The organism is Arthrobacter sp. ISL-72 (assembly GCF_018613755.1).
Classification (GTDB): domain Bacteria; phylum Actinomycetota; class Actinomycetes; order Actinomycetales; family Micrococcaceae; genus Arthrobacter.
In genome coordinates this window covers 158,652-183,808 of the sequence record NZ_JAGGPP010000008.1, presented here as the reverse complement: position 1 = coordinate 183,808, position 25,157 = coordinate 158,652, and the positions used below count along the sequence as shown (strand labels likewise).

Annotated in this window: 24 protein-coding genes, 2 pseudogenes and 1 riboswitch; of the genes and pseudogenes, 16 read left to right on the top strand and 10 right to left on the bottom strand. The window is 66.5% G+C overall.

Annotated features, from left to right (window positions below):
• Positions 1–44 precede the first annotated feature (44 nt).
• From J7I92_RS09060 to J7I92_RS09050, 3 genes are read left to right on the top strand one after another with little or no spacing between them, the layout of a single operon-like run.
• Positions 45–1,253: a glycine C-acetyltransferase gene (locus J7I92_RS09060; RefSeq protein ID WP_214839630.1), complete on the top strand. Its 1,209-nt coding sequence runs from the start codon at positions 45–47 to the stop codon at positions 1,251–1,253.
• Positions 1,254–1,310: 57 nt separating this feature from the next.
• The gene (locus J7I92_RS09055) at positions 1,311–2,438 is read left to right on the top strand and encodes an FAD-binding oxidoreductase (RefSeq protein ID WP_214839628.1); all 1,128 of its coding nucleotides are present in this window, start codon (positions 1,311–1,313) and stop codon (positions 2,436–2,438) included.
• Positions 2,439–2,449: 11 nt separating this feature from the next.
• The gene (locus J7I92_RS09050) at positions 2,450–3,679 is read left to right on the top strand and encodes an amidohydrolase family protein (protein WP_214839627.1); all 1,230 of its coding nucleotides are present in this window, start codon (positions 2,450–2,452) and stop codon (positions 3,677–3,679) included.
• Here the strand turns inward: J7I92_RS09050 and J7I92_RS09045 are convergent.
• Complete coding sequence (locus tag J7I92_RS09045) at positions 3,676–4,356, bottom strand: histidine phosphatase family protein (RefSeq protein WP_251039668.1); 681 nt, start codon at positions 4,354–4,356, stop codon at positions 3,676–3,678. The genes J7I92_RS09050 and J7I92_RS09045 overlap by 4 nt on opposite strands.
• 98 nt (positions 4,357–4,454) lie before the next feature.
• Between J7I92_RS09045 and J7I92_RS09040 the strand changes: the two genes are divergently transcribed.
• Entirely contained in the window at positions 4,455–5,222 is a 768-nt protein-coding gene (locus J7I92_RS09040; protein WP_214839626.1) for a CPBP family intramembrane glutamic endopeptidase, read from the top strand.
• A gap of 162 nt (positions 5,223–5,384) precedes the next feature.
• Here the strand turns inward: J7I92_RS09040 and J7I92_RS09035 are convergent, their stop codons facing one another.
• A complete protein-coding gene (locus tag J7I92_RS09035) occupies positions 5,385–6,023 on the bottom strand; it encodes a VOC family protein (RefSeq protein WP_214839625.1) in 639 nt (212 codons plus the stop codon).
• A 157-nt stretch (positions 6,024–6,180) separates the two neighbouring features.
• Here J7I92_RS09035 and J7I92_RS09030 point away from each other — a divergent pair.
• The 4 genes and pseudogenes from J7I92_RS09030 to J7I92_RS09015 all read left to right on the top strand — a co-directional run.
• A pseudogene (locus tag J7I92_RS09030) lies at positions 6,181–6,362 on the top strand (PLP-dependent transferase); the annotation flags it as partial.
• Between the two features lie 172 nt (positions 6,363–6,534).
• Positions 6,535–6,650, top strand: a riboswitch (SAM riboswitch).
• A gap of 12 nt (positions 6,651–6,662) precedes the next feature.
• Positions 6,663–7,862, top strand: coding sequence for a homoserine O-acetyltransferase (locus J7I92_RS09025; protein WP_214839624.1), 1,200 nt, complete (start codon positions 6,663–6,665; stop codon positions 7,860–7,862).
• Between the two features lie 171 nt (positions 7,863–8,033).
• On the top strand, positions 8,034–9,416 hold the full coding sequence (locus J7I92_RS09020) for an MFS transporter (RefSeq protein ID WP_214839623.1): 1,383 nt from the start codon (positions 8,034–8,036) through the stop codon (positions 9,414–9,416).
• 9 nt (positions 9,417–9,425) lie between these two features.
• Positions 9,426–10,544 (top strand): zinc-dependent alcohol dehydrogenase family protein, encoded by a 1,119-nt coding sequence (locus J7I92_RS09015; RefSeq protein ID WP_214839621.1) that lies wholly within the window; start codon positions 9,426–9,428, stop codon positions 10,542–10,544.
• Positions 10,545–10,567: 23 nt separating this feature from the next.
• Here the strand turns inward: J7I92_RS09015 and J7I92_RS09010 are convergent, their stop codons facing one another.
• Positions 10,568–11,467, bottom strand: coding sequence for a LysR family transcriptional regulator (locus J7I92_RS09010; RefSeq protein WP_214840151.1), 900 nt, complete (start codon positions 11,465–11,467; stop codon positions 10,568–10,570).
• Between the two features lie 160 nt (positions 11,468–11,627).
• On the opposite strand from J7I92_RS09010, the gene mmsB reads away from it, so the two are divergent.
• Positions 11,628–12,530: a 3-hydroxyisobutyrate dehydrogenase gene (mmsB, locus tag J7I92_RS09005; protein ID WP_214839619.1), complete on the top strand. Its 903-nt coding sequence runs from the start codon at positions 11,628–11,630 to the stop codon at positions 12,528–12,530.
• A gap of 32 nt (positions 12,531–12,562) precedes the next feature.
• A complete protein-coding gene (locus J7I92_RS09000; RefSeq protein WP_214839617.1) occupies positions 12,563–14,047 on the top strand; it encodes a CoA-acylating methylmalonate-semialdehyde dehydrogenase in 1,485 nt (494 codons plus the stop codon).
• A 100-nt stretch (positions 14,048–14,147) separates the two neighbouring features.
• On the opposite strand, the gene J7I92_RS08995 is transcribed toward J7I92_RS09000, so the two are convergent.
• The 3 genes from J7I92_RS08995 to J7I92_RS08985 all read right to left on the bottom strand — a co-directional run bounded on the left by J7I92_RS08995 (position 14,148) and on the right by J7I92_RS08985 (position 16,767).
• Complete coding sequence (locus tag J7I92_RS08995) at positions 14,148–14,720, bottom strand: hypothetical protein (protein ID WP_214839615.1); 573 nt, start codon at positions 14,718–14,720, stop codon at positions 14,148–14,150.
• Between the two features lie 101 nt (positions 14,721–14,821).
• Positions 14,822–15,970 (bottom strand): winged helix DNA-binding domain-containing protein, encoded by a 1,149-nt coding sequence (locus J7I92_RS08990; RefSeq protein WP_214839613.1) that lies wholly within the window; start codon positions 15,968–15,970, stop codon positions 14,822–14,824.
• A 5-nt stretch (positions 15,971–15,975) separates the two neighbouring features.
• On the bottom strand, positions 15,976–16,767 hold the full coding sequence (locus tag J7I92_RS08985) for an SGNH/GDSL hydrolase family protein (protein WP_251039725.1): 792 nt from the start codon (positions 16,765–16,767) through the stop codon (positions 15,976–15,978).
• A 148-nt stretch (positions 16,768–16,915) separates the two neighbouring features.
• On the opposite strand from J7I92_RS08985, the gene J7I92_RS08980 reads away from it, so the two are divergent.
• A complete protein-coding gene (locus tag J7I92_RS08980) occupies positions 16,916–17,566 on the top strand; it encodes an alpha/beta hydrolase (RefSeq protein WP_214839609.1) in 651 nt (216 codons plus the stop codon).
• A gap of 21 nt (positions 17,567–17,587) precedes the next feature.
• Here the strand turns inward: J7I92_RS08980 and J7I92_RS08975 are convergent, their stop codons facing one another.
• Positions 17,588–17,821 carry an RNA-binding S4 domain-containing protein gene (locus J7I92_RS08975; RefSeq protein ID WP_214839607.1) on the bottom strand — a complete coding sequence of 78 codons (234 nt, stop codon included), beginning with the start codon at positions 17,819–17,821 and terminating at the stop codon, positions 17,588–17,590.
• A gap of 32 nt (positions 17,822–17,853) precedes the next feature.
• Here J7I92_RS08975 and J7I92_RS08970 point away from each other — a divergent pair, with 32 nt between their 5' ends.
• From J7I92_RS08970 to J7I92_RS08960, 3 genes are all read left to right on the top strand, one after another.
• The gene (locus J7I92_RS08970; RefSeq protein ID WP_214839605.1) at positions 17,854–18,840 is read left to right on the top strand and encodes a DMT family transporter; all 987 of its coding nucleotides are present in this window, start codon (positions 17,854–17,856) and stop codon (positions 18,838–18,840) included.
• A 153-nt stretch (positions 18,841–18,993) separates the two neighbouring features.
• Entirely contained in the window at positions 18,994–20,379 is a 1,386-nt protein-coding gene (locus tag J7I92_RS08965; protein WP_214839603.1) for a glycine--tRNA ligase, read from the top strand.
• A 2-nt stretch (positions 20,380–20,381) separates the two neighbouring features.
• Positions 20,382–21,386, top strand: coding sequence for a GNAT family N-acetyltransferase (locus J7I92_RS08960; RefSeq protein WP_214839601.1), 1,005 nt, complete (start codon positions 20,382–20,384; stop codon positions 21,384–21,386).
• A gap of 65 nt (positions 21,387–21,451) precedes the next feature.
• Here the strand turns inward: J7I92_RS08960 and J7I92_RS08955 are convergent, their stop codons facing one another.
• The 3 genes from J7I92_RS08955 to J7I92_RS08945 are packed head-to-tail and all read right to left on the bottom strand — an operon-like array spanning position 21,452 to position 23,485.
• Positions 21,452–22,297, bottom strand: coding sequence for a lysophospholipid acyltransferase family protein (locus J7I92_RS08955; protein WP_311380221.1), 846 nt, complete (start codon positions 22,295–22,297; stop codon positions 21,452–21,454).
• A gap of 4 nt (positions 22,298–22,301) precedes the next feature.
• On the bottom strand, positions 22,302–22,751 hold the full coding sequence (locus J7I92_RS08950; RefSeq protein WP_214839599.1) for a DUF1295 domain-containing protein: 450 nt from the start codon (positions 22,749–22,751) through the stop codon (positions 22,302–22,304).
• A gap of 2 nt (positions 22,752–22,753) precedes the next feature.
• Positions 22,754–23,485: an alpha/beta hydrolase gene (locus J7I92_RS08945; RefSeq protein ID WP_214839597.1), complete on the bottom strand. Its 732-nt coding sequence runs from the start codon at positions 23,483–23,485 to the stop codon at positions 22,754–22,756.
• Positions 23,486–23,632: 147 nt separating this feature from the next.
• Between J7I92_RS08945 and J7I92_RS24555 the strand changes: the two are divergent.
• Positions 23,633–24,288: pseudogene (locus tag J7I92_RS24555) on the top strand (FAD-binding oxidoreductase); the annotation flags it as partial.
• A 75-nt stretch (positions 24,289–24,363) separates the two neighbouring features.
• A complete protein-coding gene (locus J7I92_RS23810) occupies positions 24,364–25,152 on the top strand; it encodes a BBE domain-containing protein (protein WP_311380220.1) in 789 nt (262 codons plus the stop codon).
• Positions 25,153–25,157 lie beyond the last annotated feature (5 nt).

Genomic DNA, 25,157 nt, shown 5'->3' with positions numbered 1-25,157 from the left:
CTTCGTTATCGTACAAAAATTCACCCCGCTGAGGAGCGCAACCCATGTATTCAGCCATCAAGGACCAGCTGCAGAACGAGCTGGACGAGATCCGCAGTGCCGGCCTGTTCAAGACCGAGCGCCACATCGACTCCCCGCAGGCCAGCCACATCACCGCCGGCCAGATCGGCGAGTCAGGCGCCACGGTGCTGAACTTCTGTGCCAACAACTACCTGGGCCTGGCCGACCACCCGGACATCATTGCCGCCGCCAAGAACGCCATGGACGAGCGCGGCTTCGGCATGGCCAGCGTCCGCTTCATCTGCGGCACCCAGGACCTGCACCTGGCGCTGGAGGAACGGGTCTCCAGGTTCCTCGGCACGGAGGACACCATCCTGTTCTCCAGCTGCTTCGACGCCAACGGCGGCGTCTTTGAATCCCTGTTCGGCCCGGACGACGCCATCATCTCCGACGCCTTGAACCACGCCTCCATCATCGACGGCATCCGCCTCTGCAAGGCCCAGCGGTTCCGCTACGCCAACCGAGACATGGCAGACCTTGAAGCGAAACTGATCGAAGCCACCACGCAGGCGCAGCCGGCCCGCCGCAAGATCATCGTCACGGACGGCGTCTTCTCGATGGACGGCTATCTGGCGCCGCTCGAAGCCATCTGCGACCTGGCCGACAAATACGACGCCCTGGTGATGGTGGATGACTCCCACGCCGTGGGCTTCATGGGAGCCACCGGTGCCGGAACCCCCGAGCACGCCGGAGTGGGCCACAGGGTGGACATCTACACCGGCACCTTCGGCAAGGCCCTGGGCGGGGCCTCCGGCGGGTACGTCTCCGGCCGTGCCGAAGTAGTGGCCATGCTTCGCCAGAAGGCCCGCCCCTACCTGTTCTCCAACTCGCTGGCACCGGCCATTGTCGCGGCAACGCTCAAGGCCCTGGACCTCGTGGAAAACTCGGCCGAGCTGCGCAGCCAACTGTTCGCCAACGCCGGGCTGTTCCGCAGCCGCATGGCCGAAGAAGGCTTCGACCTGCTCGACGGCGAACATGCGATCGTGCCGGTGATGTTCGGCGACGCCGTGATGGCGGCCAAGGTGGCGGACCGGATGCTCAGCCACGGGGTCTTCGTCACCGCGTTCAGCTACCCGGTGGTGCCCAAGGGAGCAGCCCGGATCAGGGTCCAGCTTTCCGCCGCGCACAGCGCCGACGACGTCGAAGCGTGCGTTCGGGCGTTCGTCGAGAGCCGCGATGCGGTGGCGGCCTAGCGACTGACGGGGCATCGGTTACTGACGGGGCGTCCTGCCGGATGCAAGGATGTAGTCATGTCAGCAAACTACGATGTGGTGATTGTGGGCGGCGGCATTGCCGGACTGTCCCTCGCCTCCGCCCTTGCCGGTAAATGCAGTGTGGCCCTCGTCGAGGCCGAACAGTCCCTGGCCTACCACACCTCGGCCCGTTCGGCGCGGCAGCTGATCCCGAGCTACGGCCCCGTCGTGGTGCAGGAACTGACCCTCCGCACCCTCGGGCTCATGGCGTCCAGGGACGCGGAACTGCCGGAGCCTGTCCTCTCGCCGCGGAGCTTCATGCTGATCGGCGACGAGGACGCAGTCCGCGAAGAAGCCAGTGCCCACATGCACCGGATCTCCCCTGCAGAGGCACTGGAGCTGTGCCCCGTGCTGGATCCCGGGTTCTTCACCGCCGCCGGCCTGGACACGGGCTCCTTCGCCTGCAACGCGCCCGTGCTGCTGGAGGACCACCGGCAGCGTGCGGAGGCGGGCGGCGTGGACATCATCACCGGGGCCAAGGTCCATTCCGCCCAGCGGCTCGGATCCGGCTGGGAGCTCGGCGCCGGCCAGGAAGCCTTTCAGGCCGGCGTGATGGTCAACGCGGCCGGGGCCTGGGCCGACGAGCTCGCCGTGATCAGCGGCGTGGAGAAGCTCGGGCTGCAGCCGTACCGCCGCACTGCGGCGATTGTCGACGTCGGGCATCCGCTACCGGAATCCTGCCCGATGGTGGCGGCGGCGGACGAATCCTTCTACTTCCGCAAGGAAGGAAACGACGTGCTGATTTCGCCGTCGGAATCCGTGCCGAGCGGCCCGGAAGACGCCAAGCCCTATCCGGGTGACGTCGAGGCGCTGGTGGCGCGGCTTAACGCCGTCACCACCATGGGGATTAGGAGCGTCAAGACGGCCTGGACCGGCCTTCGTACGGAAGCCGCCGACGGCGTTCCCGTGGTGGGGTTCGACGCCGAAGCCACCGGATTCTTCTGGCTCGCCGGGCAGGGCGGATACGGTTTCCAGACGTCCTCCGGCATCGCGGAACTTGCCGCAGAGCTGATCCTGGCCGGCCCGTCCGTGGGGCAGCGTGCCTGGAGCGACGAGGCCGGCCTGGATCCGGCATCCCGGACAGCGGCCGCACTGTCTGCCACGCGCTGGTCCATCAGGCACTGAAGAATTGACTCATGAGCACCCTCATCACCAATATCGCCGAACTCATGACCCAGGACGCGGAACACCGTGTCCTCAAAGACGCCGCAGTGGTGATCGAGGGGGAGCGCATCTCCTGGATCGGGCCGTCCTCGGCGGCCCCGGCAGCCGATGACGCCGTTGACGCGGGCGGACGGGCGCTGCTGCCCGGCTGGGTGGATTCCCATACCCACCTGATTTTCGCCGGCGACCGCACCGCGGAGTTCGAGGCCCGGATGGCGGGCGAGAGCTACAGTGCCGGGGGCATCGCCGTCACCACCGGTGCCACCCGGGACACCGGCGACTTCGACCTCACCCGGCTGGCCCTGGGCCGCGTGGCCGAGGCCGTCTCGCAGGGCACCACGTACCTGGAAACCAAGACCGGCTACGGCTTGGACCTGGAGAACGAAACGCGGAGCGCCCGCATTGCCTCCACCGTGGCCGACGAAGTGACGTACCTGGGCGCCCACCTGGTGCCCTCCGGCGTCGACGCCGAGGAGTACACGGATCTGGTGTGCGGACCGATGCTGGCGGCCGTCCGGCCGTATGTCGGCTGGGCGGACGTGTTCTGCGAGCAGGGGGCGTTCAACGAGGAACAGTCGCGCCGTGTCCTGCAGGCCTGCAAGGACGCCGGACTGGGACTTCGGGTCCACGGCAACCAGCTAGGCGAAGGCCCCGGGGTGCAGCTGGCTGTGGAGTTCGGCGCGGCCAGCGTGGACCACGTGAACTACCTGTCGGCCGTCGACGTGGAGGCCCTGGCCGGCAGCTGGGCGGGGTGGCAGGGTCCGGCCGCGGAGGCTGCGGGCGCCGGATCCAATCATCGGGGAACCGTGGCCACGTGCCTGCCGGCCTGCGACCTGTCCACCCGCCAGCCCCTGGCTCCCGGCCGTGAACTGCTCGACGCCGGCGTACCCATCGCACTTGCTTCCAACTGCAACCCGGGGACTTCCTACACAAGCTCGATGGCGTTCTGCGTCACCACGGCCGTGCTGCAGATGCGGCTGAGCGTCCATGAGGCGGTCCGGGCCGCGACGTACGGCGGCGCGCTCGCGCTGCGGCGGGAGGTGGGGAACGACGTCGACGGCGAACGGGCGGTGGGTTCGATCGCCGTCGGCCACCGGGCGGACCTGCACCTGCTCAACGCCCCCTCGGCCACCCACCTCGCATACAGGCCGGGGATTCCGCTGACCCACGCCGTCTGGCGGGCGGGCGTCCGCGCCCGCTAGAAGACCATCGGCGGTGCGTCCAGCACCGTCTCGTCCACGCGGCGGTCCACCCACTGGCTGAAGGGCTTGTCCAGCTCGTACTTGCCGACGTCGGTGCGCACCAGCGTCCGGACCTCTGCATTGTCCGGGTTGTTCAGGGACTCGAAATACTCCACCGACCAGTGGAACCAGCGCATGCAGAACAAGCGCATGGTGAGCCCGTGCGTGACGAAGAGGGCGTTGGGGGCGTAGTTCGGTCTGGACCAGTGCCGGTGGAGCGTCTCCATGAACGAGGAGATCCGGTCGTACACGTCCGAGCCGGATTCACCTTCACGGAACCGGTAGAAGAAATGGCCGTACGCGTTCCGAAGCTCCTTCTGGTCCTCGATGTCGCCGGCGATCTGGAAGTTCGCCCAGTCCTGTTCGCGGAGGCGCGGTTCTTCGATGACCCGCTCCACCAGCGATCCCAGGTTCAGCGCTTCGAGCGTCTGGTAGGCCCGCAGATAGGGCGAGACATAGACGCACACCTGCTGCCCGTCGAGGTCCCGGCGGATCTCCTTGCCCGCGGCCTTCGCCTGCTCCACACCGAGCTCCGTCAGCGGGATGCGGTAATCGGGCACCCTGTTGTAGATGGAGGTATCGGCATTGGCCGCGGACTGGCCGTGCCGGATCATAATGATTTTTCCGGGCGCACTCATAAATTCCAAGCATAAGCCCCGGCCGCGGCCGCCCCGCCGAGCCGCCCCCGCTTGGCGGCGGACAGGAAAGAACCAGAAAGTGCAGGCAAGATAGGAACATGCTGGTTCCCTCCCGCCGTCGTCTGCGGATCGAAGTCTGGATAGTCCTGGGTCTGTCACTGGGGCAGTCCGCGGTGTATTCGGTGGTGCAACTGCTGGACAAGCTGACGCGTGCACCCCTGGCCGAGGGCACCTCCACCCTCAACCGGTCCCAAAGCAGCCGCGAATACTTCGACCTGACCTACCAGCTGCTGGACATCATCTTCGCCCTGATGCCCGTGCTGCTGGTCATCTACTTCCTCACCGAGCACCGGCCGGCGGGGGAGCCCGGATCCTCGGCCTTCCGAAAACTGGGCTTCAACTTCGCACGGCCCGGCAAGGACTTCCTGCAGGGCCTGGGGCTCGCGGCGCTGATCGGCATCCCCTCCCTGGGGCTGTACGCCGCCGGCCGGGCGCTGGGCATCACCACGGCCATCATTCCGAGTGCGCTGGACGCCTACTGGTGGACCATCCCCGTGCTGGTTCTTTCCGCGGTGCGGCACGGGATCGTGGAGGAAGTCATCGTGGTGGGGTACCTGCTGGACCGGCTCGGCAAGTTCGGATGGAGCATGCCGCTGGCCATCTTCACCAGCTCCGTGCTCCGAGGCAGCTACCACCTCTACCAGGGCTTCGGCCCGTTCATCGGCAACGCCGTCATGGGCGCAGTCTTTGCCTGGGTCTACACCAAAACCCGCCGCGTTACGCCGCTGGTGATCGCCCACGCCCTGCTGGACATAGTGGCCTTTGTCGGCTTCAGTCTCTTTGGCAGGGCCATGGGGCTGGGCTGAGCTTAATCGGCCGAGCTTTACCGGGTGAGCTTAAAAGGATTCGGCCGCTATCGGTGGGTGACGACATTGGCACCCGCTGATAGCGGCCGAAGTAGTGAAGGCAGCACGCTGCGGTGGCAGCTTACTGCCGTGATCCATGGACGGACCACAGGGTGGAAGGGATCAGATGACGACTGCGCCGGAGGCGGTTTCGAACGTCACGGAGAGGATTCCGGGCGTCCCGTGCGGGGCGATCCAGTTCACTGCAACATCCTCCAGGGGCCGCTCCACCGGCTCGCCCAGCCACTCGGTGACCCGCTCCGCCGAACCGGCGATGGTGAGGCTGGACATCTTGACGTTGCTTGCATAGGCGTTGGACGGGTGAAGGCCGGGATCGCCTTCCCACTTGAGCATGTAAGGCACCTGCGGGTCTGCAATGAGGCCCAGGATGCCGATCTGCTTCCAGACGAGCTCGCGGCCGTCAGGGAATTTGCGGTTGCCGTTGACCGACGAGCGGCCAAGGCGTGCTTCGAACGGTGCCAGGTCGTCCACTTCGACGCACCAGCCCATCCAGCCGCCGCCTGCTGCGGAGCGGGCCCTGACGGCCTGTCCGAACGGCGCCTTGTCGGATGCCGGGTGGTCCAGGACCTCCACGACCTCCAGGTACTTGTGCCCGGCAAGCGGGATAATCATGTTGCGGGTCCCGAAACGGGGGTGCACTCCGCCCTTAACGGCTTCAACGCCGAGGGCGGACGCAATACGGTCGGTGGTGGCAGCCAAGCCATCTTGTTCACAGGCGTAAGAAACGTGATCCATGCGCATGGCATCATCTTGGCACTTTGTGATGGACCTCTCAGCTAAGGGTGGCCTAACCATGATGGGATAACCGACGGCACGGCCCTGAAGCCCTGTGGAATCGCCGGGTCGACGTCCTTCGTCATAAACCTGTTCGCTCGCAGTGTGCCGTTTCTACACTGGGTCCAGCCCCAGCCTCTACGGCGGCACGTACAACCTGCTGGCCACAGCCTGAAGAAGTTCGGCATCTCCGTCACCTTTGTGGAGGATCCGGACAACCTGCAGCAGTGGAAGGACGCCGTCCGGCCCGACACCAAGCTCTTCTTCGCCGAAGTGGTGTCGAACCCGCGCCAGGACGCGCTGGATCCGCGCTGCCAAAGGCGTCTGAGAGCCGACACCGGGCCGACAGTGGACGGGCCGCCGCGGGGGTTCCCGGGGCGGCCCCTCGCACCATGACTCCTGGCGCCCTCGACGCCGGGAGTCATATAGGTGTCACAATCTTCGCCTTTGCGCCGACGCATTTCGTAGACTCTCTACAGGTCATGAGTGCCAGCGACAGCCCCGGCTTGCTGGCCGGCAACCCTCCTTCCGCGGCGGGGTGCCCCGGGTGAAGACCTGGCCTGCCGGCCAGTTGGCGGCAGGCAAGCGCGAAGAAGAGGTCCTCAGATGACGATTGCCGTCACCCGCAGCGGTGTACCCGGAACAAATAGCCACAACTTGGCGACCAGTGGAGTGGAAACCACGGGCACCACCCCCGAAAGCAGGCTTCCCGGCGGCGCCGGTCCCGACGGCACCGTCAAGTTCGTGAGCATCGGCGCGCTTGATCTTGAAGCCGGCGGACACCTGCCGGACGTCACGCTGGCCTTTGAAACGTGGGGCACACTGAACGCGGACCGTTCCAACGCCGTGCTGGTGCAGCATGCCCTGACCGGCAGCACCCACGTGACGAGGGGAGCCAGCGACGAAGAGGGCTGGTGGGAGCAGCTTGCCGGCCCCGGCGCCCCGGTTGATACGGACAAGTACTTCGTGGTTTCCATCAACATCCTGGGCGGCTGCTACGGTTCCACCGGCCCCTCCACCCCCGCCCCGGACGGGCAGCCGTGGGGTTCCCGCTTCCCCCTGGTGACCCTGCGCGACACCACGGCGGCCGAGGCCCGGCTGGCAGACGCATTCGGCATCGGCAGCTGGTACGCGGTGCTGGGCGGATCGATGGGCGGAGCCCGCGCGCTGGAGTGGGCCGTGAGCTACCCGGACCGCGTCCGGCGCTGCGGCGTGTTCGCCTGCGGCGCCAGCAGCACTGCCGAGCAGATCGCCTTTGCCCAGGCACAGACCCTTGCCATCCGCCAGGACGTCAACTTCAACGGCGGCGACTACTACGGCGGCCCCGAGCCGGAGGCCGGCCTGGCCCTTGCCCGCAGGATTGCGCACATCACGTACCGTTCCGCGGATGAGCTGCACGACCGGTTCGGCCGCAGCGCGCAGGGCGGCGAAGCCCCGCTCGAGGCAGTCTCGCTGGGCGACCGCGGCCGGTACCAGGTGGAGAGCTACCTGGACCACCAGGGCACCAAGCTGGTCCGCCGTTTCGATGCCAACAGTTACATCGCCATCACCGAAGCGCTTATGAGCCATGATGTATGCCGGGGGCGCGGCCCGCTGCGGGAAGCGCTGGCGCAGGCCAAGGCCGAGTTCTTCATTGCCGCCGTCGATACTGACCGGCTGTATTTTCCTGCACAGTCCCGTGAACTTGCGGCGGCGCTTCCGGGCAACGTGCCGGTCCATGTCATCGAAGCGCCCATAGGCCACGACGGGTTCCTGACCGAGATCGGGCAGCTCAACACGCAGCTGCGGCAGAACTTCTTCGCCTAGCCCCGCCGGGCTCAATGTGCATTTATGCAGAGCGCTTCTGCAGAAAATGGCGTTGAGCCTGCGGCAAGGTGAGTCCATACTCTAGGGGACCGGCGCGTTGGTGGTGCACATCACACGCGGCCGCTACGGAATGGTCCACATGGTGTCGACGGAGACGCCGAAGGAGTTCACATGAGCACGCACAACTCCGCCGCAAGGCGCGCAGATGAGACTGACGTCAAGGCCTCAGGCCTCAGGAAAGTAGTAACGGCCTCGATGGCCGGCACCGTTGTTGAATGGTATGAGTTCTTCCTCTACGCCTCCGCGGCCACCCTGGTCTTCGGCAAAATGTTCTTCCCCAACTCCGGCACGGAGCTGGACGGGATCATTGCCGCCTTCGTCACGTACGCGGTGGGCTTCATTGCCCGCCCGATCGGCGGGGTGGTCTTCGGCCACTTCGGTGACAAGTTCGGACGGAAGCAGCTGCTGCAACTGAGCATCATCCTGGTGGGTGTCTCCACCTTCCTGATGGGCTGCCTGCCCACCTTTGCGCAGATCGGCTACTGGGCTCCGGCCCTGCTGGTGTTCCTGCGCTTCGCACAGGGCTTCGCCGTCGGCGGTGAGTGGGGCGGCGCCGTCCTGCTCGTGGCTGAGCACAGCCCCAGCAAGTCCCGCGGATTCTGGTCCAGCTGGCCACAGTCCGCCGTGCCCATGGGCAACCTCCTGGCCACCGGCGTGCTGTTCACGCTGTCCTCCACACTTTCCCAGGAAGCATTCCTCGGCTGGGGCTGGCGGGTGGCCTTCTGGCTGTCCGCGGTGATCGTGATCATCGGCTACTACATCCGGACCAAGGTCCAGGATGCGCCGATCTTCCTGGAGGCACGCAAGGAAGTCACGGTGGAAAGGAAGGGCTACGGCGTGGCCGAGGTCTTCCGCCGCTACCCGCGCGGCGTCTTCACCGCCATGGGCCTGCGTTTTGCTGAGAATATCCTCTACTACCTCGTGGTCACGTTCTCGATCACCTACCTGAAGGTCGTCGTCCAGACGGATACGTCCAGGATCCTGCTTCTGCTGCTGGTGGCTCACTTCATCCACTTCTGCGCAGTGCCGTTGGTGGGAAAGATGTCGGACGCCTTCGGCCGTCGCCCGGTGTACATGGCCGGCGCGATCCTCGGCGGCACCTGGGGCTTCTTCGCCTTCCCCATGATGGACACCGCCAACGACCTGGTCATCCTCGCTGCCATCACCATCGGCCTGCTCTTCCACGCGCTGATGTACGCCGGCCAGCCGTCCATCATGGCGGAGATGTTCCCCACCCGCATGCGGTATTCGGGGGTATCGCTGGGCTACCAGGTCACGTCGATCGTGGCAGGTTCCCTGGCTCCGATCATCGCCACCGCCCTGCTGAGCAACTTCAAGTCCTCGACTCCGGTGGCGCTGTACCTGCTCGGTGCCTGCATCGTCACGGCGGTCTCGGTGTACTTCCTCAAGGAGACCCGCGGAATTTCACTGCACGACGTCGACGCCGCGGACGCGCAGGGAACGGCGGATCTCCTCGCCGCAGGCAAGAAGTAAAGGTCACCCATGCAAGCCGCCGTCCTCTACTCCACTGTTCCGCCCGGAACCAGCTACGCCGACGCCCGCCCGCTGGTGGTCCAGGAACTGGACCGGCCCGAACCGCGCGCCGGCGAACTCGGGATCGCGATCACGTACTCCAGCCTGTGCCATTCGGACCTTTCGGTGGTGGACGGCTCCCGGGTGCGGCCGCTGCCCATGGCGCTGGGGCACGAGGCAGTGGGGCGGGTGGTGGCTGTCGGCGAAGGTATCCGCGACGTCTCCGCCGGAGACCATGTGGTGCTGGTCTTCGTGCCCAGCTGCGGTGACTGCCGGGCGTGCCGTTCGGGCCGCCCGGCCCTGTGCCACCGCGCGGCCGAGGTCAACGGCTCCGGCGACCTGCTGCACGGGGACGCACTGCTGCGGACGCCGTCGGGGGAGCGGATCAACCACCATCTGGGGGTGTCGGCCTTTGCGGACTACGCAGTGGTGGCACGGGAATCGGTGGTGGTGATTGACGACGACGTCCCGGACACTGTTGCTGCCATGTTCGGCTGCGCGGTGCTCACCGGAATGGGCGCTGTCCTGAACACGGCGGCGGTCACAGCCGGCCAGTCAGTCGCCGTCTTCGGGCTGGGCGCGGTCGGGCTTTCCGCCGTGATGGCGGCATCCTTGGCCGGTGCTTCTGCTGTGATTGCCATCGACCCCAACGAAGGCAAACACCAGCTCGCCAGGGACTGCGGCGCTACCGCTGTGGGAACTCCCGACGACGCTGCCCGGCTGGTGGCTGACGCCACCGGCGACGGCGTGGACGCCGCCGTCGAAGCTGTGGGATCCGCCGGGGTGATCGCCTCCTGCCTGGACCTGGTTACGCGCGGCGGCGCCGTCGTCTCCGTCGGGCTGCCAAAACCCTCGGCGGAACTGACGGTGCGGGCCCTGCAGTTCGCGGGCGCGGGGAAACGGCTCCTCGGTTCCTACATGGGGGACGCTGTGCCGGAACGGGACATTCCGCGCTACCTTGAGCACTGGCGGGCCGGGCGCCTCCCGGTGGAACTGCTGCATTCGGATACCCGGCCGCTGGCTGAAATCAATGAGGGCCTTGATGCCCTGGCCGCCGGCACGGTGGTACGTCGGCTGTTCCAGGGGTAAGCGCCGCGTTCGATAGGAGTACGTCAGGCTGCCAGGATTTCCCGGCGGCCCGCCACCTCCGCCTTGAGCGCATCAATCACTGCCTGGACCTGCGCAGAGCGCAGCGACTCCGGGCGGGCCACGGCCCAGATGGGGAGCTGGCGCTGGAACAGCTCAGGCAGCACAGGAACGAAGTCCGGGTCATCGGCCACCATGAAGTTGGGCAGCAGCCCGATGCCTCCGCCGCGGCGGACAGCCTCCACCTGGGCGAACACGCTGGTGGCCTGGAAGCTGGATTTCGGGGCGGGCAGCTGCGAGGAGCGGTGCCCCAGCTCCGCCACCTGCAGGGCGGACTCGACGTAGGAAACAAAGCCGTGCTCCCGGATCTCGTCCAGAGTGGCCGGCAGTCCGCGGACCGTGACGTACTGCGGACCCGCGTAGAGCCGCAGGAAGTAGTTGGTGAGGAAGATGGTCTGCGCGTTGGCGACTTCCGTCCTGCCCACCACCACTTCCAGGTCCACACCGGAGCGGTTCTGGCTGACCTTCCGGGTGGCGCTGAGCATCTCCACGTTCAGCAGGGGATTGTCCTGCTGCAGGCGGACCAGCGCCGGAGCCACGAACTCCGCCCCGAATCCGTCCGACGTGCTGATCCGGACCAGGCCGGAGAGAGAATCCCCGCCGTTGCGGATGGCTCCGGTCAGCGAGCCTAATGTTGCCTCGATCGCCTCGGCGGCGGCCACGGCCTGGCTGCCGAGTTCAGTCAGTTCCCAGCCGTGCGGACTGCGCTCCAGAGTGCGGCCGCCCAGCTGCTTGTCCAGCGCCAGGACCCGGCGGGAAATGGTGGTGTGCGTAGTGCCCAGGGTCTCGGCCACGGCGTTGAACCTGCCCAGCCTGGCCACGGTCAGCAGGATGAGCAGGTCATCCGGGCTCGGAAGCCGGTTCAGGTCCAAAGTGTCACCTTCATGATGCAGCCTCTCAGGTTGTGTGCATCATTGCACATGCCCTCTGTGATTTTTCCCCTTGATTGCACTCTAACAGGGTGTGATGGTGGACACGGAACTTCCAGCGTCTTCCGCTGGTCAACGAAGCAAAGGAGCTTACGCCATGGCAGTAGTCAGTTGGATCGGTCTGGGGAACATGGGCGGGTCCATGTCAGCAAACCTGGCACGGGCGGGTCACGAGGTACGCGGATTCGACCTCAATCCAGAGGCGGTGGCAGCCGCCGAAGCGGGCGGGGTCAAGCCCGTGGCCAGCATCGCCGAAGCGGTGGACCGGGCCGACGTCGTCTTCACGATGCTCCCCAAGGGCGAGCACGCCCGGGCCGTCTATCTGGGCGAGGACGGCGTCCTGGCACACGCGGACACGCGCACGCTCCTGGTGGATTCTTCCACGATAGACATTGCCTCCGCCCAGGCACTGCACGACGCCGCCGCTGCCGCCGGCTTCCGTTTCGTGGACGCTCCGGTCTCGGGCGGCATGAGCGGCGCCAAGGCCGGAACCCTGACGTTCATGATCGGTGGCGAGGCGGGCGCTGTGGCTGACGCCACCGAATTCATCCGGCCCATGGCCTCCAACATCATTCCCACCGGCGGCGCCACCACCGGACAGGCAGCGAAAATCTGCAACAACCTGATGCTCTTCATCAACCTGGCCTCCACCGCAGAAGGCGCCGTGCTGGCGGACCGCCTGGGCCTGGACAAGCAGGTGTTCTGGGACATCGCCTCCGTGTCCTCGGGAGACAGCTGGGCGCTGCGGACGTGGTACCCGGTGGCCGGCGTCGTTCCCACCGCTGCCTCCAACAACGATTTCGCCCCGACCTTCACCACCGAGCTCGCCAACAAGGACATCGGCCTGGCCATCAGTGCGGCGCGGGACACGGGCACGCCGCTCGAAATCGGCGAGCACGTGCAGGCCCTCTTCCAGCGGCTCATCGACTCCGGCCAGTCCGGCAAGGACTGCTCAATGATCATCAAACTCGTCGACGGCTCACTCGAAACCTCCAACTAGCCGCCCCAGGCTCCCCAGAAAAAGGACTTTCCATGGAACGCATTCCCCATTTCATCAACGGCGCCCGGGTCAGCGACGCCGACCGTTTCGGCCCCGTCTTCAACCCCGCCACCGGCGCGCAGGAGAAGGAAGTTGCCCTCGCCTCGGCGGCCCGCGTGGAAGAAGCCATCGCCGCCGCCCAGGCCGCCCTGCCCGGCTGGCGGGCCACCAGCCTCGCCAAACGCACCAACATCTTCTTCCGCGTCCGGGAACTGCTGACGCAGCGCAAGTCCGAGCTGGCCGCCATCCTGACCAGCGAGCACGGCAAGGTGCTCTCCGACGCCGAGGGCGAGATCTCCCGCGGGCTGGAAAACATCGAGTTCGCCACCGGGCTGTCCCACATGCTCAAGGGAGAACGTTCAGAGCAGGTCTCCAGCGGGGTGGACGTGCACTCGGTGCGCCAGCCGGTGGGCGTGGTCGCCTGCATCACCCCGTTCAACTTCCCCGCCATGGTGCCGCTGTGGATGATCGGCAGCGCGCTGGCCTGCGGCAACACGGTGCTCCTCAAGCCCAGCGAAAAGGACCCGTCCTCGGCCGTCTTCATCGCGGAGGTCTTTGCCGAGGCCGGCCTGCCGCCGGGTGTCCTGAACGTGGTCCACGGCGACAAGGAAGCGGTGGACGTCCTCCTGGAGCATCCGGGCGTGAAGGCCGTCAGTTTCGTGGGCTCCACCCCGATCGCTCAGTCCATCTACAAGCGGGCGGCCGACCACGGCAAACGCGTCCAGGCGCTGGGCGGTGCCAAGAACCACATGGTTGTCCTGCCGGACGCGGATCTGGACATGGCCGCGGACGCCGCCGTTTCGGCCGCCTATGGCTCAGCGGGCGAGCGGTGCATGGCCGTGTCCGTCCTGGTGGCGGTGGGCAACATCGCGGACGACCTGGTGAAGGCCATCTCAACCCGGATGGCAGACCTCAAGATCGGCCCGGGCACGGATCCCGCTTCACAGATGGGGCCCCTCATCACCAAGGAACACCGGGACAGGGTGGCCTCCTACGTGGCCGGGGCGGCAGACGAAGGCGCGACGGTTGTGGTGGACGGGCGCCAGCAGGACTTCGACTCGGACGGCTTCTTCATCGGCGTCAGCCTGCTGGACCACGTGAAGCCGGGCATGAAGGTGTACGACGACGAAATCTTCGGCCCCGTGCTGTCGGTGGTCCGCGCGGACAGCTACCGCGATGCCGTCCAGCTGGTGAACGAGAACGAGTTCGGCAACGGCGTCGCCATCTTCACGCGCGACGGCGGCGCGGCGCGCCAGTTCGAGTTCGACGTCGAGGCCGGCATGGTGGGGGTCAATGTCCCCATCCCCGTTCCGGTGGGGACGTTCTCCTTCGGCGGCTGGAAGAATTCGCTGTTCGGCGACACCCACATGTACGGTCCGGACAGCATCCGCTTCTATACCCGCGGCAAGGTAGTGACCACCCGCTGGCCCGATCCCTCCACGTCAGTGATCGACCTCGGCTTCCCGCAGGTCGACTGACCCTCAGGCTGACGGAACAGCCCGTGCCCCCGCGGCCGAAGCAGCGGGGGCACGGGCCAAATCAAGGCCATTATGTGACAGAGATGCCTGAGGGGAGTTGCTAGCCCTTCATGATTTCGTCACGCTTGGCCATGTATTCCTCCATGGCGATTTCGCCGTTGCTGAACTGCTGGTCAAGCTCAGCCAGTTTGCGGGCGCGGAACCCCTGGGGCGTCGACGGCGGCGGGGGAGTCGCCGGGGCAGCCGGTTGCTGCGGTTCATGCTGCGACCTGTTGGCCGGATACTCAGGGCTGTCCTCATACGGCACCTGTGCGGGACCGCCAGGAGCTGGATATCCTGTGGCCGGATATCCTGTGGCCGGGAATTCCGGACTCTGATAACCGGGATTCTGATAGCCGGAGTTCTGATAGCCCGGGTTCTGGTAGGGCTGGTCCAGCGGAGGCTGCTGCCCGCCGCCCAGCTGCCGGAAACCGCCGCTGAAGTAATCCTGCTGGGTGTAGCCGTCCCGCGGCTGGTTGTTGGGGCGGCCCGGCTGCTGCCCGGGAAACTGGCCCGGATACTGCCCGTTGAAATCCTGGTTCTGGTTCCTGCCCCGGACCGACTTCCGGTACATGCGCATGGCGAAGGGAATCAGGAACGACAGGACAATGATCCAGAAGAACACGTTGCTCACGGTGGAGGGCCTCTCAGAAGTGTCCCTTCAGTTTAACCCCCGGCAGCCAGCTCGTTCCTTCCAAGCCGCAGGCCCGACTCTTCAGTGCGCCGGCCCCTGCCCTATTTCCGCGTGGTGGGCATTCCCAGGAACCTGCCATACGCAGCCACAGCGTCGTCGATAGCGGGATCGGCGGCGGAGTCCAGGCCGGTGCGGATGTCCAGTTCGCAGCGTCCGCGAGCCAGGACATGGCGCCAGGACCCGACCATTCGGCCGCCCTGGAGCACCACGTGCGGGGGAGTGTCGCGCTGCGGAACAGCCGGCGCGATGCCGCCCAAGAAGTGCCGCGTCCGGGAATAGCCCATGACATATTCGTCGTAGCACTGGATGAGGTCGATCCGGGTCCGTCCTTGCAGTTCTGCTTCAGAAGTCCCTGCATCAGAAGTCCCGGTATCAGAAGTCTCCCCCTCAGGACCGGAAGCGTCCGGACTGAGGTAAAACTCCACACCGTCCAGCACCGCGGCCCGCAGCGCTCCGGGTTCCGCTTCGAGCATCAGGCGGAGGCCGAGCCGGACGTCCGTGACCGTGAGCCCGGACCAGTCGGCACAGTCCTTGACCGTTGCCGGTCCGCGGCTGGTGAAATAGCGGCGGACGAGTTCAGTCAGTGCCGCAGGACGGTCCACCGGAGCGTCGGGGAACTGCGGAACACGTTCATCGAAGAGTGCGTACGTCTGCCTCAGCGCTCCACCCGCGCTGCGGACGGGCGTTCCGCTAACCAGGACGCCGCTGATTTCGGCATGCATGATCAGGTACGCAAGTTCCAGGCCCTTGGCGGTGAAACCGTGGCGCTGCAGTTCGGCAGCGAGCTGGTCACGGGTTTTGTGGGCGCCGCCCGCAACTGCGCCGGCCAGCACCCGGGCGCTCCGGGAAGCCGCTGCCGCGTCGATGCCTGTCTGCCGGTAGGTGCGGGCGTTCGCCTGCTGCAGCCGTGGTGCGGACAGCATCGTCAGCCAGCGAAGGTCGTCGCGGTGCACACAATGCCACGTAGGCCGCAGGATGTGCGTCCGGAGGATCCGGCCGTCAGCCACTGCCTGTTCGACGTCCGCCGCGGAAGGATTAGTGGTCCGCTGCCCCAGCGACCAGCGGGCATACGCGAATTCCTGCGACTGGACGGCCAGCAGGTTCTGCAACGCGGATTCGGCAGAATCCGCGTTGGGAGGGCGGAGCTGTTGCCGGCGCAGCCGCAGCCGCACGACGTCGTCGGCGTCCATCGCCCTTACCCCCGTCCGCGCGCTATCCCCGCGGCCTCGCCCGAGCCCAGCGGCATGCCGGGACCGAACACCGGACCGGCCGTGGGCCGCTTGGCCGTGACGCCGTCCCCCGATGACTGGTGACGAAGCCTGCGGACAACCCATGGAACGAAATACTCGCGCGCCCACACCAGGTCGCCGGACCGCGCTTCGCGCCAGCTGCGCTGGGGCAGGGGCTTAGGGGAGAGCGGCTCCAAGGTGTGCCGGATATTGAGCGAATCCAGGACCATCGCTGCGATGGTGTGGTGGCCCAACGGCGAGAAATGCAGGCGGTCCTGGTCCCACATCTGCGGATCGCTGAGCTGGCGAAGCGACCACATGTCGGCGATGATGGCGTCGTGGCGCGCCGCCACTGTCCGCAGGTTCTCGTTGTAGATGGCGATCTTGCTGCGGATCCTTCCGAGCACCGAGGAACCAGTATCCGGTCCGTTGAACAGCACCACGGTGGCGCCGCCGAGGCTGAGGATATGGACCACCGAATCAAGCTTTTCCGCGAGGGCGTCGGGATCACCACCGGGCCGGATGAGGTCGTTGCCGCCTGCCGAAAGTGTGACCAGGTCCGGCTTGAGGGCAAGGCACGGCGCCAGCTGCTGATCCACGATCTGCTGCAGCAGCCTGCCCCTAACCGCCAGGTTCGCATACGCGAAGTCAGCGTGGCCACGGCTCAGTTCCTCGGCCACCCGGTCCGGCCAGCCGCGATGCCCGCCGGGGCTTCCGGGCTCGGGGTCCCCGATTCCTTCCGTAAAGGAATCACCCATGGCTACGTAGCGGCCCCACGGGTGCGCGTCGACGGTGTCCTGCGGGTTCGGAATGGCATCAGTTTCGCTCACTTTCCCATCCTGCCTCGTTGGTAACAAGCTACGCCACCGTAGGTTGTTACCAGCGGGTAACTGTAAGAATGGATCCATGACTGACACCGACGTTACCGCTGCCCCTGTTGTCCTCTGGTCCACTCCTGACGAAGACCGCGCGGGAAAGCCGCTGCTGGTCCTGTTGCACGGCTACGGCGCCAATGAACAGGACCTGCTCAGCCTTGCCGATCTGTTGCCTGGCGAATTTGCAGTGGCGTCCGTCCGTGCACCCATCGCGATGGGTCCCGGCTTCACCTGGTTCCCTTTGACCAATTCCGCTGACTATTCGCTGGATGCGGTCAAGACCGCCGCCGCCTTTGTGCTGGACTGGCTCGACGACGTCAAAGGTGACCACCCGTCCGTTACCCTGCTCGGGTTCTCCATGGGCATGGCCATGGCCACCACCCTGCTGAGGCAGCGGCCCTCAGACTTTGCCGCCGTCGTCGGGCTTTCCGGGTTTGTGGTGGACGCGGGAGAGGACCCGAGTTTCCACGACGACGAACTCGACGGCACCGTTCCGCTGTTCTGGGGCCGTGACCAGCAGGACCCCGTCATCAGCCAGGACAAGATCGAATACACCATGGGCTGGGTGCGCGAACATGTGAAGCTGACGAAAGTCCTCTACACCGGCATGTGGCACGGAATCAACCAGCAGGAAATCGGCCATGTGTCCGAGTTCCTCACGCACGAGGTGCTGCAAAAGTAATACTCAGTGCAGAAGTAATACTCAGGCCGCGGGGGTTGAGATCCGCACGGTCCGGCCGTTGACGGTGACGGTATCGCCGTGGCGGAGCTGGCGCCCGCGGCGGTCGTCGATTTCCCCGTTGACCTTGACCAGCCCGTTCTTGATCAGCTCCGTGGCCTCAACGCCGTCCTCCACGAGGTTGGCGAGCTTCAGGAGCTGGCCCAGGCGGATCATGTCGTCGCGGATGGGGATCTCTTCGATTTCCGGGTTGCTCATACAGCAATGATGCCTGACGTAAGGTGAATCCAGTGACCCATGCACCCCGTCTTCCACTCATTGCAGGACTGCCGATGGCTGTGACCGCCGGCCTCGCCATTCCGGTCCAGGGCAGGATCAACGGAGCGCTCGGCGCCCGGCTGAACGACGGCATCGCCGCGGCGGTGGTGAGTTTCACCACTGGACTGATCCTGATGGTCCTGGTCTCCCTGGTCCTGCCGAGGGGCAGGCGCGGGCTTGGCCAGATCCTGCCGGCCCTCCGGGAGCGGCGCTTTCCTCCTTACTACGCGGCGGCCGGTGTAATCGGGGCGGTCTTCGTCTTCGCCCAGTCCTTCACGGTGGGGCTCCTCGGTGTCGCTCTTTTTACGGTGGCCACTGTCACGGGCCAAACGCTGAGCGGGCTGCTCGTGGACCGGCTTGGAATCGGCCCGGCCGGGAAGAAGTCAGTCACCGGCATCCGTGTCCTGGGCACCGTGCTGACCATCGCCGCCGTCGCCTGGGCCGTGTCCCCGAGGTTCGGCGGGGCGGGCGGTGCAGGCGGGAGCGGTGCCGAACCGGGCCAGCTGTTGCTGCCGGTGCTCCTTCCCGTCATTGCGGGCTTCCTGATGAGTTTCCAGCAGGCCATGAACGGGATGGCCACTGTGCACTACGGCACGCCCATCGCGGCAACGCTGGTCAACTTTATCTCCGGTGCGATCGTCCTGTGGCTTGCCTGGCTGATCAAGCTGGCGGTGGCCGGCGCGGGCAATGCCCTGCCGCAGGAATGGTGGTACTACCTCGGCGGTCCCATGGGCTGTGCGTTCATCGGACTGGGTGCGCTGCTGGTCCGGAGCCTTGGCGTTCTGGTCACCGGGCTGGGCATGATCGCCGGCCAGCTGTTGGGTTCACTGGGCCTGGACCTGGTTTTGCCCACGCCCGGCACCATCGTCGCGCTGCCCACCGTCCTCGGCACCATCCTGACGCTGGGTGCGATTGTCCTGGCCACCCTGCCGTGGCCGCGCGGCGCCCTCAAGCGGTAGCGCACCCAACCGGCAGCGGGGCCGGTAGGCTAGGACACGCAGCTTCCTGCACATCTTTCCTTCGTACCGCCCCGCCCGGGTAACCAGCCGGGTGCAAGGGGCCAAGAAACCGCGCGGACCGCACCCAGCGGCCCTGTAGAAATTGGAGTTCCCATGGCAGCAAAATCCGTTCTCGACCAGGTCATCTCCCTCTCCAAGAGGAGGGGCTTCGTTTTCCAGGCCGGTGACATCTATGGTGGCTCCCGTTCTGCCTGGGACTACGGGCCCCTCGGTGCCGAGCTGAAGGAAAACATCAAGCGCCAGTGGTGGCAGTCCGTGGTCCGCGGCCGTGAGGATGTCGTCGGCCTGGATTCCTCGGTGATCCTTCCCCGCCAGGTCTGGGAAGCTTCAGGCCACGTGGAGGTTTTCTCCGATCCCCTGGTGGAGTGCCTCTCCTGCCACAAGCGCTACCGTGCCGACCACCTCGAAGAAGAGTACGAGGAAAAGAAGGGCCGCCCGGCCGAGAACGGCCTGAAGGACATTGCCTGCGCCAACTGCGGCACCCGCGGCGAATGGACCGAGCCGCAGGAATTCTCCGGCCTGCTCAAGACCTTCCTCGGCCCCGTGGCCAACGAGGAAGGCATGCACTACCTGCGCCCGGAAACCGCGCAGGGCATCTTTGTGAACTTCAACAACGTGCTGACCACCTCGCGGAAGAAGCCGCCGTTCGGCATCGGCCAGATCGGCAAGTCCTTCCGCAACGAGATCACGCCCGGAAACTTCATCTTCCGCACCCGTGAATTCGAGCAGATGGAAATGGAATTCTTCGTCGAGCCGGGCACGGACGAACAGTGGCACCAGTACTGGATGAAGGAGCGCATGGACTGGTACACGGGCCTGGGCATCCGTGAAGAAAACCTCCGCTTCTTCGAGCACCCGCTGGAGAAGTTGAGCCACTACTCCAAGGGCACCACGGACATCGAATACCGCTTCGGCTTCCAGGGCTCCGAGTGGGGCGAGCTGGAAGGCATCGCCAACCGCACGGACTTCGACCTCTCCACGCACTCCAAGTCTTCCGGCCATGACCTGAGCTACTTCAACCAGGCCACCAACGAGCGCTACACGCCGTACGTCATCGAACCGGCCGCCGGCCTGACCCGGTCCTTCATGGCCTTCCTCATCGACGCCTACACGGAGGACGAGGCCCCCAACGCGAAGGGCGGCGTGGACGTGCGCACCGTGCTGAAGCTGGACCCGCGCCTGGCCCCCGTGAAGGCAGCCGTGCTGCCGCTGAGCCGGAATGAGGACCTGTCCCCGAAGGCCAAAGCCCTGGGCACCCAGCTGCGCAAGAACTGGAACATCGACTTCGACGACGCCGGCGCGATCGGCCGCCGCTACCGCCGCCAGGACGAGATCGGCACGCCGTTCTGCATCACGGTGGACTTCGACACCCTCGAGGACCAGGCCGTCACCATCCGCGAACGCGACACCATGAGCCAGGAACGCGTCTCCCTGGACAAGGTGGAAGGCTACCTGGCCGCCCGGCTGATCGGCGCCTGAGCATGGCCATCGAATACCGCGAGTGGCGTGAGGGCGACGACCTCGCCCTGCTGGAAATCTGGGGCGGCCCGGAGACCGAACAGGCACGGCAGTTCCGTGGCACGCTGGCACGCTCCGGCAACTCGCCGTGGCGCCGCTGCATCGTTGCCGAGGACGTCGTGGACGGCGTGGCCATTCCGATCGCGGCCGGGGTGGTCCATGAGGCGTCCCTCCACCCGGAGCGGCTCTGGGCCTACATCGAGGTGGCACGGGACCACCGGCGCAGCGGCGTCGGCTCCACGCTGCTGACCATGCTCCGGCACGAAGCCGGCCAGTCGCCGTCGGGCGTTTCCAGGCTGCGGACCAAGGTGGAGCCGGGCACCCCCGGAGCCGCCTTCGCCGGAGCCGCCGGCCTGACTCCCATCCAGCGTTCACGCCTCGTCGTGGTGGAGCCGGGAGCGCTCAAGCTGCCGGTCTTCGGCGACGGTTCGGAGGCCGCGGCCTCCGAACAGATCGAGGACCTCGCCACCGGCTCGGTGGAGCTCAGCGACGTGGTCGGCCGGTACTACACGGCCGTGCACGGCTGGGACAGCCCCGGCGAGCTCAGCATCGGCACGGTGCAGCGCCTGTTTCTGGACGAACTCAGCGGAGCCCACGGCGCCATTGTGCTGCGGGCGCCTAAGGCCAGCGCCTTTGGCCAGGCTGTCCCGGCCAGCCGCAAGGGCCGGCTGGAGGCGTTCGCGATCAGCTACGCGGAACTTGCCCCCGGGGAGAACCCGGTGGCCAGTGAGGGAAGTTCGGCCGGCCAGCCGACTGACGTGTTCGTCGGCCACGACCCGAAGCTGTCCGAGGACGAAGCCCGGTCCGCCGTCCGCGACCTGCTGGCGCTCATCGCGTTCCAGCACCCCGTGGTGCTGGAACTGGACGACTCGATGGCTGCCTTGCGGGCCGTCGTCGAGCCTTTGCTGGAGAGCGGTAAGGCCAGCGTGCGCGGTTCCGAAACCCTGGTGGTTTCCGACCCCGCCTAGCGGGTGACCTGCCTGACCCGCCTGACCCCTAGTAGCTGGCCCCTTTGCTGACCCGTAGTAGTGGACTACTGCGGGTCAGCCAGTTTAGGCTTTCGTCCGCCTTTGCGCCGCGGTCCCTCGGCCTGGTCCAGCTGCTGCCGTTCCGCGTCCGTGGGGGCACCGCCGCCCAAATGCGCGGGTATCCACCATGCTCCCGGTACAGGTGCCAGGGGGAAGTCCGCGGTGGCAGTGTCGATGCCGTCCTGCAGGATCCTTCTGAGTTTTTCGGTGGCGGGCCGCGCATCCTGGTCAGGGGCCGGCAAGTCTGCGGGCGGCACCGGCTTGCCCACATGGACGCGCACGGGTGCGCGCCAGGCGCGAAGCGGAGAGAACCCGTGGCCGCGCGTCATGAGCTGGTGTGCGCCCCAGACGGAGACGGGGATGATCGGCACGTTGGCCTCGGCGGCCATCCGCACCGCTCCGGTTTTGCATTCGCGGACTGTGAAGCTGCGGCTGACCCCTGCTTCCGGCAGCACCGCGATGTACTCGCCAGCGCGCAGTTTTGCGACGGCGGCAGCGTAGGCCCCGCTGCCGGGACCGTAGGGAACCACGACTTGCCCGGCAGCACTGATGGCCGGCCCGGCAAGCCAGTGGTCCGCCGCGCCCTGGGTGATCAGGAACCGCAGCTGCGCGCGGGCCCGCTCCCAGAGCACCAGCTCGGCAAAGGCAAAATCGAGGTACCCGAAATGGGTGATGGCGACGACCGCTCCCTCACCCGGCACCACACGGCGGGACGCGCCACGGAGCGGCGCGGGCGCAGGGAGATGCTCCTGGCCGGTAATCATGACGCGGACCCGGAAGAGCGCCCGCAGCGCCAGTCCGATGCGGACCAGGAAACGGTAAAAGCGGTCATTCGGCTGCGGCCGCCACACCGCCTCAGCTCCCGCCCGCCGGCTGTCGCGGAGGCCACGGGATAAAGCCCGACGTCGACTCCACGTATTCCTTGTACCTTGGCCGGGCGGACATCGCCTTCTCCGTGAGCGGCTTCCCGGTCTTGCCTGCGAGGGCCCAGACCATCAGGGCGGGGGACAGCACTGTCAGTATTCCGGGCCACGAGTCTGCCGCAACCAGGAACAGGCCCGGCCAGGCGGCGGCGTCGCCGAAGTAGTTGGGGTGGCGGGTGTACCGCCACAGACCGGTGTTCAGCACGGTTCGCAGCCATGACACCGCCGCGACGGCAACGAAGCCCGGTCCCCAGGCAACGTCCATGACGGAGTGCCGGCGCTGCGCAACCGCTACCGCGAAAGTGACCGCCAGGACAGCCGCCACGGCCAGGGCAGTCCAGGGCAGGCTGGCCAGGAATCCATTCAGGGGAAAACCTGCCACGGTCACAGCACCACCGGAGTGCCTGCCGCCGTTGCCGGCAGCAGCGCCTCAAGCCGCGCGAGTCCGCCGCCGACGTCCACCCCCGTGCGCTCGCCGTAGGCCTTTAGCACGAATCCGGTGGTTAGGGTGTGCCACAGCCGGACCCGGCGGAACATAAAATGCCCCGCCCCGGCCAGCGACACGTAGCGCAGCTCTTCTGCGAGGGGAGCGGCGCGCTGGGCGAATTTCAGTGACTCGGCGGGACTCGTCCAGCGGTCGGTGGAACCGTGAACAATGAGCACCTTGCGTCCGGTCACCCTCTCGGCCGGGGTCGTGGGGCTCAGCCAGGGGGCCAGGGCCACCACAGCATCCACCTGGGGATCATCGGCCGCGCAAATGGCGGTGAGACCGCCCATCGAGTGCCCCACCAGGTAAACCGGTACGGCCGGGTGTTGCTCGTGAATCCGGGCAAGCGCCCACCGTGCATCCTGCAGCGGTGACATGTCCGGACCGTTCCACCCGCGCACGCTGTTCCGCAATGTCCAGACCGCAAGGCCGTGCTTGCCGCCGGCTCGGTACAGGTGCCGGGCGAACGGCACCATGCGTGCAGGGCTCAGGTGGCGCGCCTCAACACGCTCGTAGCTGTGCGAACGGCCGCCGTGCAGTACCAGTGCAACGCCCCGGGTAGTGCCGTCCGCCTTACGCACGGAAAGTACCGGCTTGGTGCTTCCCACGGCATTACTGGGATTATCCATGAGAGCCTCCCGACTCCTCGTCCTACAGTTATCAACCGAAGGGTCACGGCGTTTAGTTCCACGTCTCCTTCGGGGAATGGCCGGAAGTAAAAGGGCGCCGGACATTCCCGCGGCCACACTGGTTATTCGGAGCCGCCGGGCCGAGCGATGGCCCCCCACTGGGTGGACTGCAAAACGTTCTTGACGGCGCCTGCGCACGGGTGTAGCGGTCCCGTAAGCTCCGGTCGTCCGATTCGATGGGAGGCACGTCGACGGTCCGGATTCGAAATCGACAAGGATCGGCGGTACTGGAAAATGAACGCCACATCGTTCGATGCACTGCGGGAGCAAGTGCGCGGGCAAGTGATCACCCCGGATGACGCGGACTATGATGCCGCACGCGCCGTCCACAACGGATTGATCAACAAACGGCCCCCCGCGGTGCTGCGGGTCTCGCAGGCAGCGGACGTTATTGCCGGCGTCAACCACGCACGCGACAACGGCCTTGAACTTGCGGTCCGGGGCGGCGGCCACAGCGGTCCGGGGTTTGGCACGGCGGATGATGCGCTGGTCATCGACTTTTCCCGCACCAGGGGGTCCGGGTCGATCCGGCCGGCAAAACGGCCAGGACCGAGGCCGGCGCGACGTGGGCCGACTTCAACCACGCCACTCACGCTTTCGGGCTGGCGACCACCGGCGGCATCGTCGGTTCTACCGGTGTTTCGGGGCTGACCCTCGGCGGAGGCATTGGCTACCTGGACCGGAAATACGGCCTTAGTTGCGACAACCTCCTTTCGGCCGACGTCGTCACCGCCGACGGGAAGTTCCTCACCGCCAGCGAAAGTGAGAACGAGGATCTTTTCTGGGCGCTGCGCGGTGGTGGCGGGAATTTCGGTGTCGTGACCTCGCTGGAATTCCGCCTGCATCCCGTGGACATGGTCCACGCCGGCATCATCATCTACCCGGTTGAGCACGCCCAAACCGTGGCGAACTTCTACCGGGAGCATCTTGCGGGAGCTCCTGAAGAGTTGGGCGCTTTCCTCGCCTTCCACCAAGGGCCGCCGGTTCCGTTCCTTCCGGAGGAGTGGCACGGGAAGCCGGTCTGCATCGTGGTCGGCATGTGGACCGGCGACCCGGCCGAAGGGCCGGCGTGCTGGCAGCCGTTCCTCGACGCCGCGCCGGTGGCAGGGTCCATGGTGGGGCCGATGCCCTATCCGGCTTTGAATTCGGCCTTCGACGGGATGTATCCCAAAGGACTGTTGGCCTACTGGAAAGCGGCCTTCCTATCTGAGCTCAGCGACGGTGCCATCAACGCCCACCTCGACTTCGGGAGCCGGGTGCCCAGTGTGCAGACCGCCGTCCACATCTACCCGATCGACGGCGCTGTGCACCGTGTGGGCGTCACGGACACGGCGTTCCCCAACCGGAACGCCAGGTTCTCCCCGGTCATCGCCTGCCATTGGGAGGATCCCGGGGACACTGAGAAGAACATCGCCTGGGTGCGGGGTTACGCCGCAGCGCTGCAGCCCTACTCCGAAACCGCGGGCTACATCAACTTCATGGACGGCGACGACCTGCCCCGGGTCGCGGAAAACTACGGACCGAATTACGGCCGCCTGCGGGAGATCAAGTCCAAGTACGATCCGGACAACCTGTTCCGGGTGAACCAGAACATCAAGCCCCAGTAAAGTGC

What these genes read in the sequence shown, in the direction of transcription:
- J7I92_RS09060 (WP_214839630.1), top strand. Translation starts at nt 45, where the DNA reads ATGTATTCAGCCATCAAGGACCAGCTGCAGAACGAGCTGGACGAGATC.
- J7I92_RS09055 (WP_214839628.1), top strand. Translation starts at nt 1,311, where the DNA reads ATGTCAGCAAACTACGATGTGGTGATTGTGGGCGGCGGCATTGCCGGA.
- J7I92_RS09050 (WP_214839627.1), top strand. Translation starts at nt 2,450, where the DNA reads ATGAGCACCCTCATCACCAATATCGCCGAACTCATGACCCAGGACGCG.
- J7I92_RS09045 (WP_251039668.1), bottom strand. Translation starts at nt 4,356, where the DNA reads ATGAGTGCGCCCGGAAAAATCATTATGATCCGGCACGGCCAGTCCGCG.
- J7I92_RS09040 (WP_214839626.1), top strand. Translation starts at nt 4,455, where the DNA reads ATGCTGGTTCCCTCCCGCCGTCGTCTGCGGATCGAAGTCTGGATAGTC.
- J7I92_RS09035 (WP_214839625.1), bottom strand. Translation starts at nt 6,023, where the DNA reads ATGCGCATGGATCACGTTTCTTACGCCTGTGAACAAGATGGCTTGGCT.
- J7I92_RS09025 (WP_214839624.1), top strand. Translation starts at nt 6,663, where the DNA reads ATGACGATTGCCGTCACCCGCAGCGGTGTACCCGGAACAAATAGCCAC.
- J7I92_RS09020 (WP_214839623.1), top strand. Translation starts at nt 8,034, where the DNA reads ATGAGCACGCACAACTCCGCCGCAAGGCGCGCAGATGAGACTGACGTC.
- J7I92_RS09015 (WP_214839621.1), top strand. Translation starts at nt 9,426, where the DNA reads ATGCAAGCCGCCGTCCTCTACTCCACTGTTCCGCCCGGAACCAGCTAC.
- mmsB (WP_214839619.1), top strand. Translation starts at nt 11,628, where the DNA reads ATGGCAGTAGTCAGTTGGATCGGTCTGGGGAACATGGGCGGGTCCATG.
- J7I92_RS09000 (WP_214839617.1), top strand. Translation starts at nt 12,563, where the DNA reads ATGGAACGCATTCCCCATTTCATCAACGGCGCCCGGGTCAGCGACGCC.
- J7I92_RS08990 (WP_214839613.1), bottom strand. Translation starts at nt 15,970, where the DNA reads ATGGACGCCGACGACGTCGTGCGGCTGCGGCTGCGCCGGCAACAGCTC.
- J7I92_RS08985 (WP_251039725.1), bottom strand. Translation starts at nt 16,767, where the DNA reads ATGGGTGATTCCTTTACGGAAGGAATCGGGGACCCCGAGCCCGGAAGC.
- J7I92_RS08980 (WP_214839609.1), top strand. Translation starts at nt 16,916, where the DNA reads ATGACTGACACCGACGTTACCGCTGCCCCTGTTGTCCTCTGGTCCACT.
- J7I92_RS08975 (WP_214839607.1), bottom strand. Translation starts at nt 17,821, where the DNA reads ATGAGCAACCCGGAAATCGAAGAGATCCCCATCCGCGACGACATGATC.
- J7I92_RS08965 (WP_214839603.1), top strand. Translation starts at nt 18,994, where the DNA reads ATGGCAGCAAAATCCGTTCTCGACCAGGTCATCTCCCTCTCCAAGAGG.
- J7I92_RS08960 (WP_214839601.1), top strand. Translation starts at nt 20,382, where the DNA reads ATGGCCATCGAATACCGCGAGTGGCGTGAGGGCGACGACCTCGCCCTG.
- J7I92_RS08945 (WP_214839597.1), bottom strand. Translation starts at nt 23,485, where the DNA reads ATGGATAATCCCAGTAATGCCGTGGGAAGCACCAAGCCGGTACTTTCC.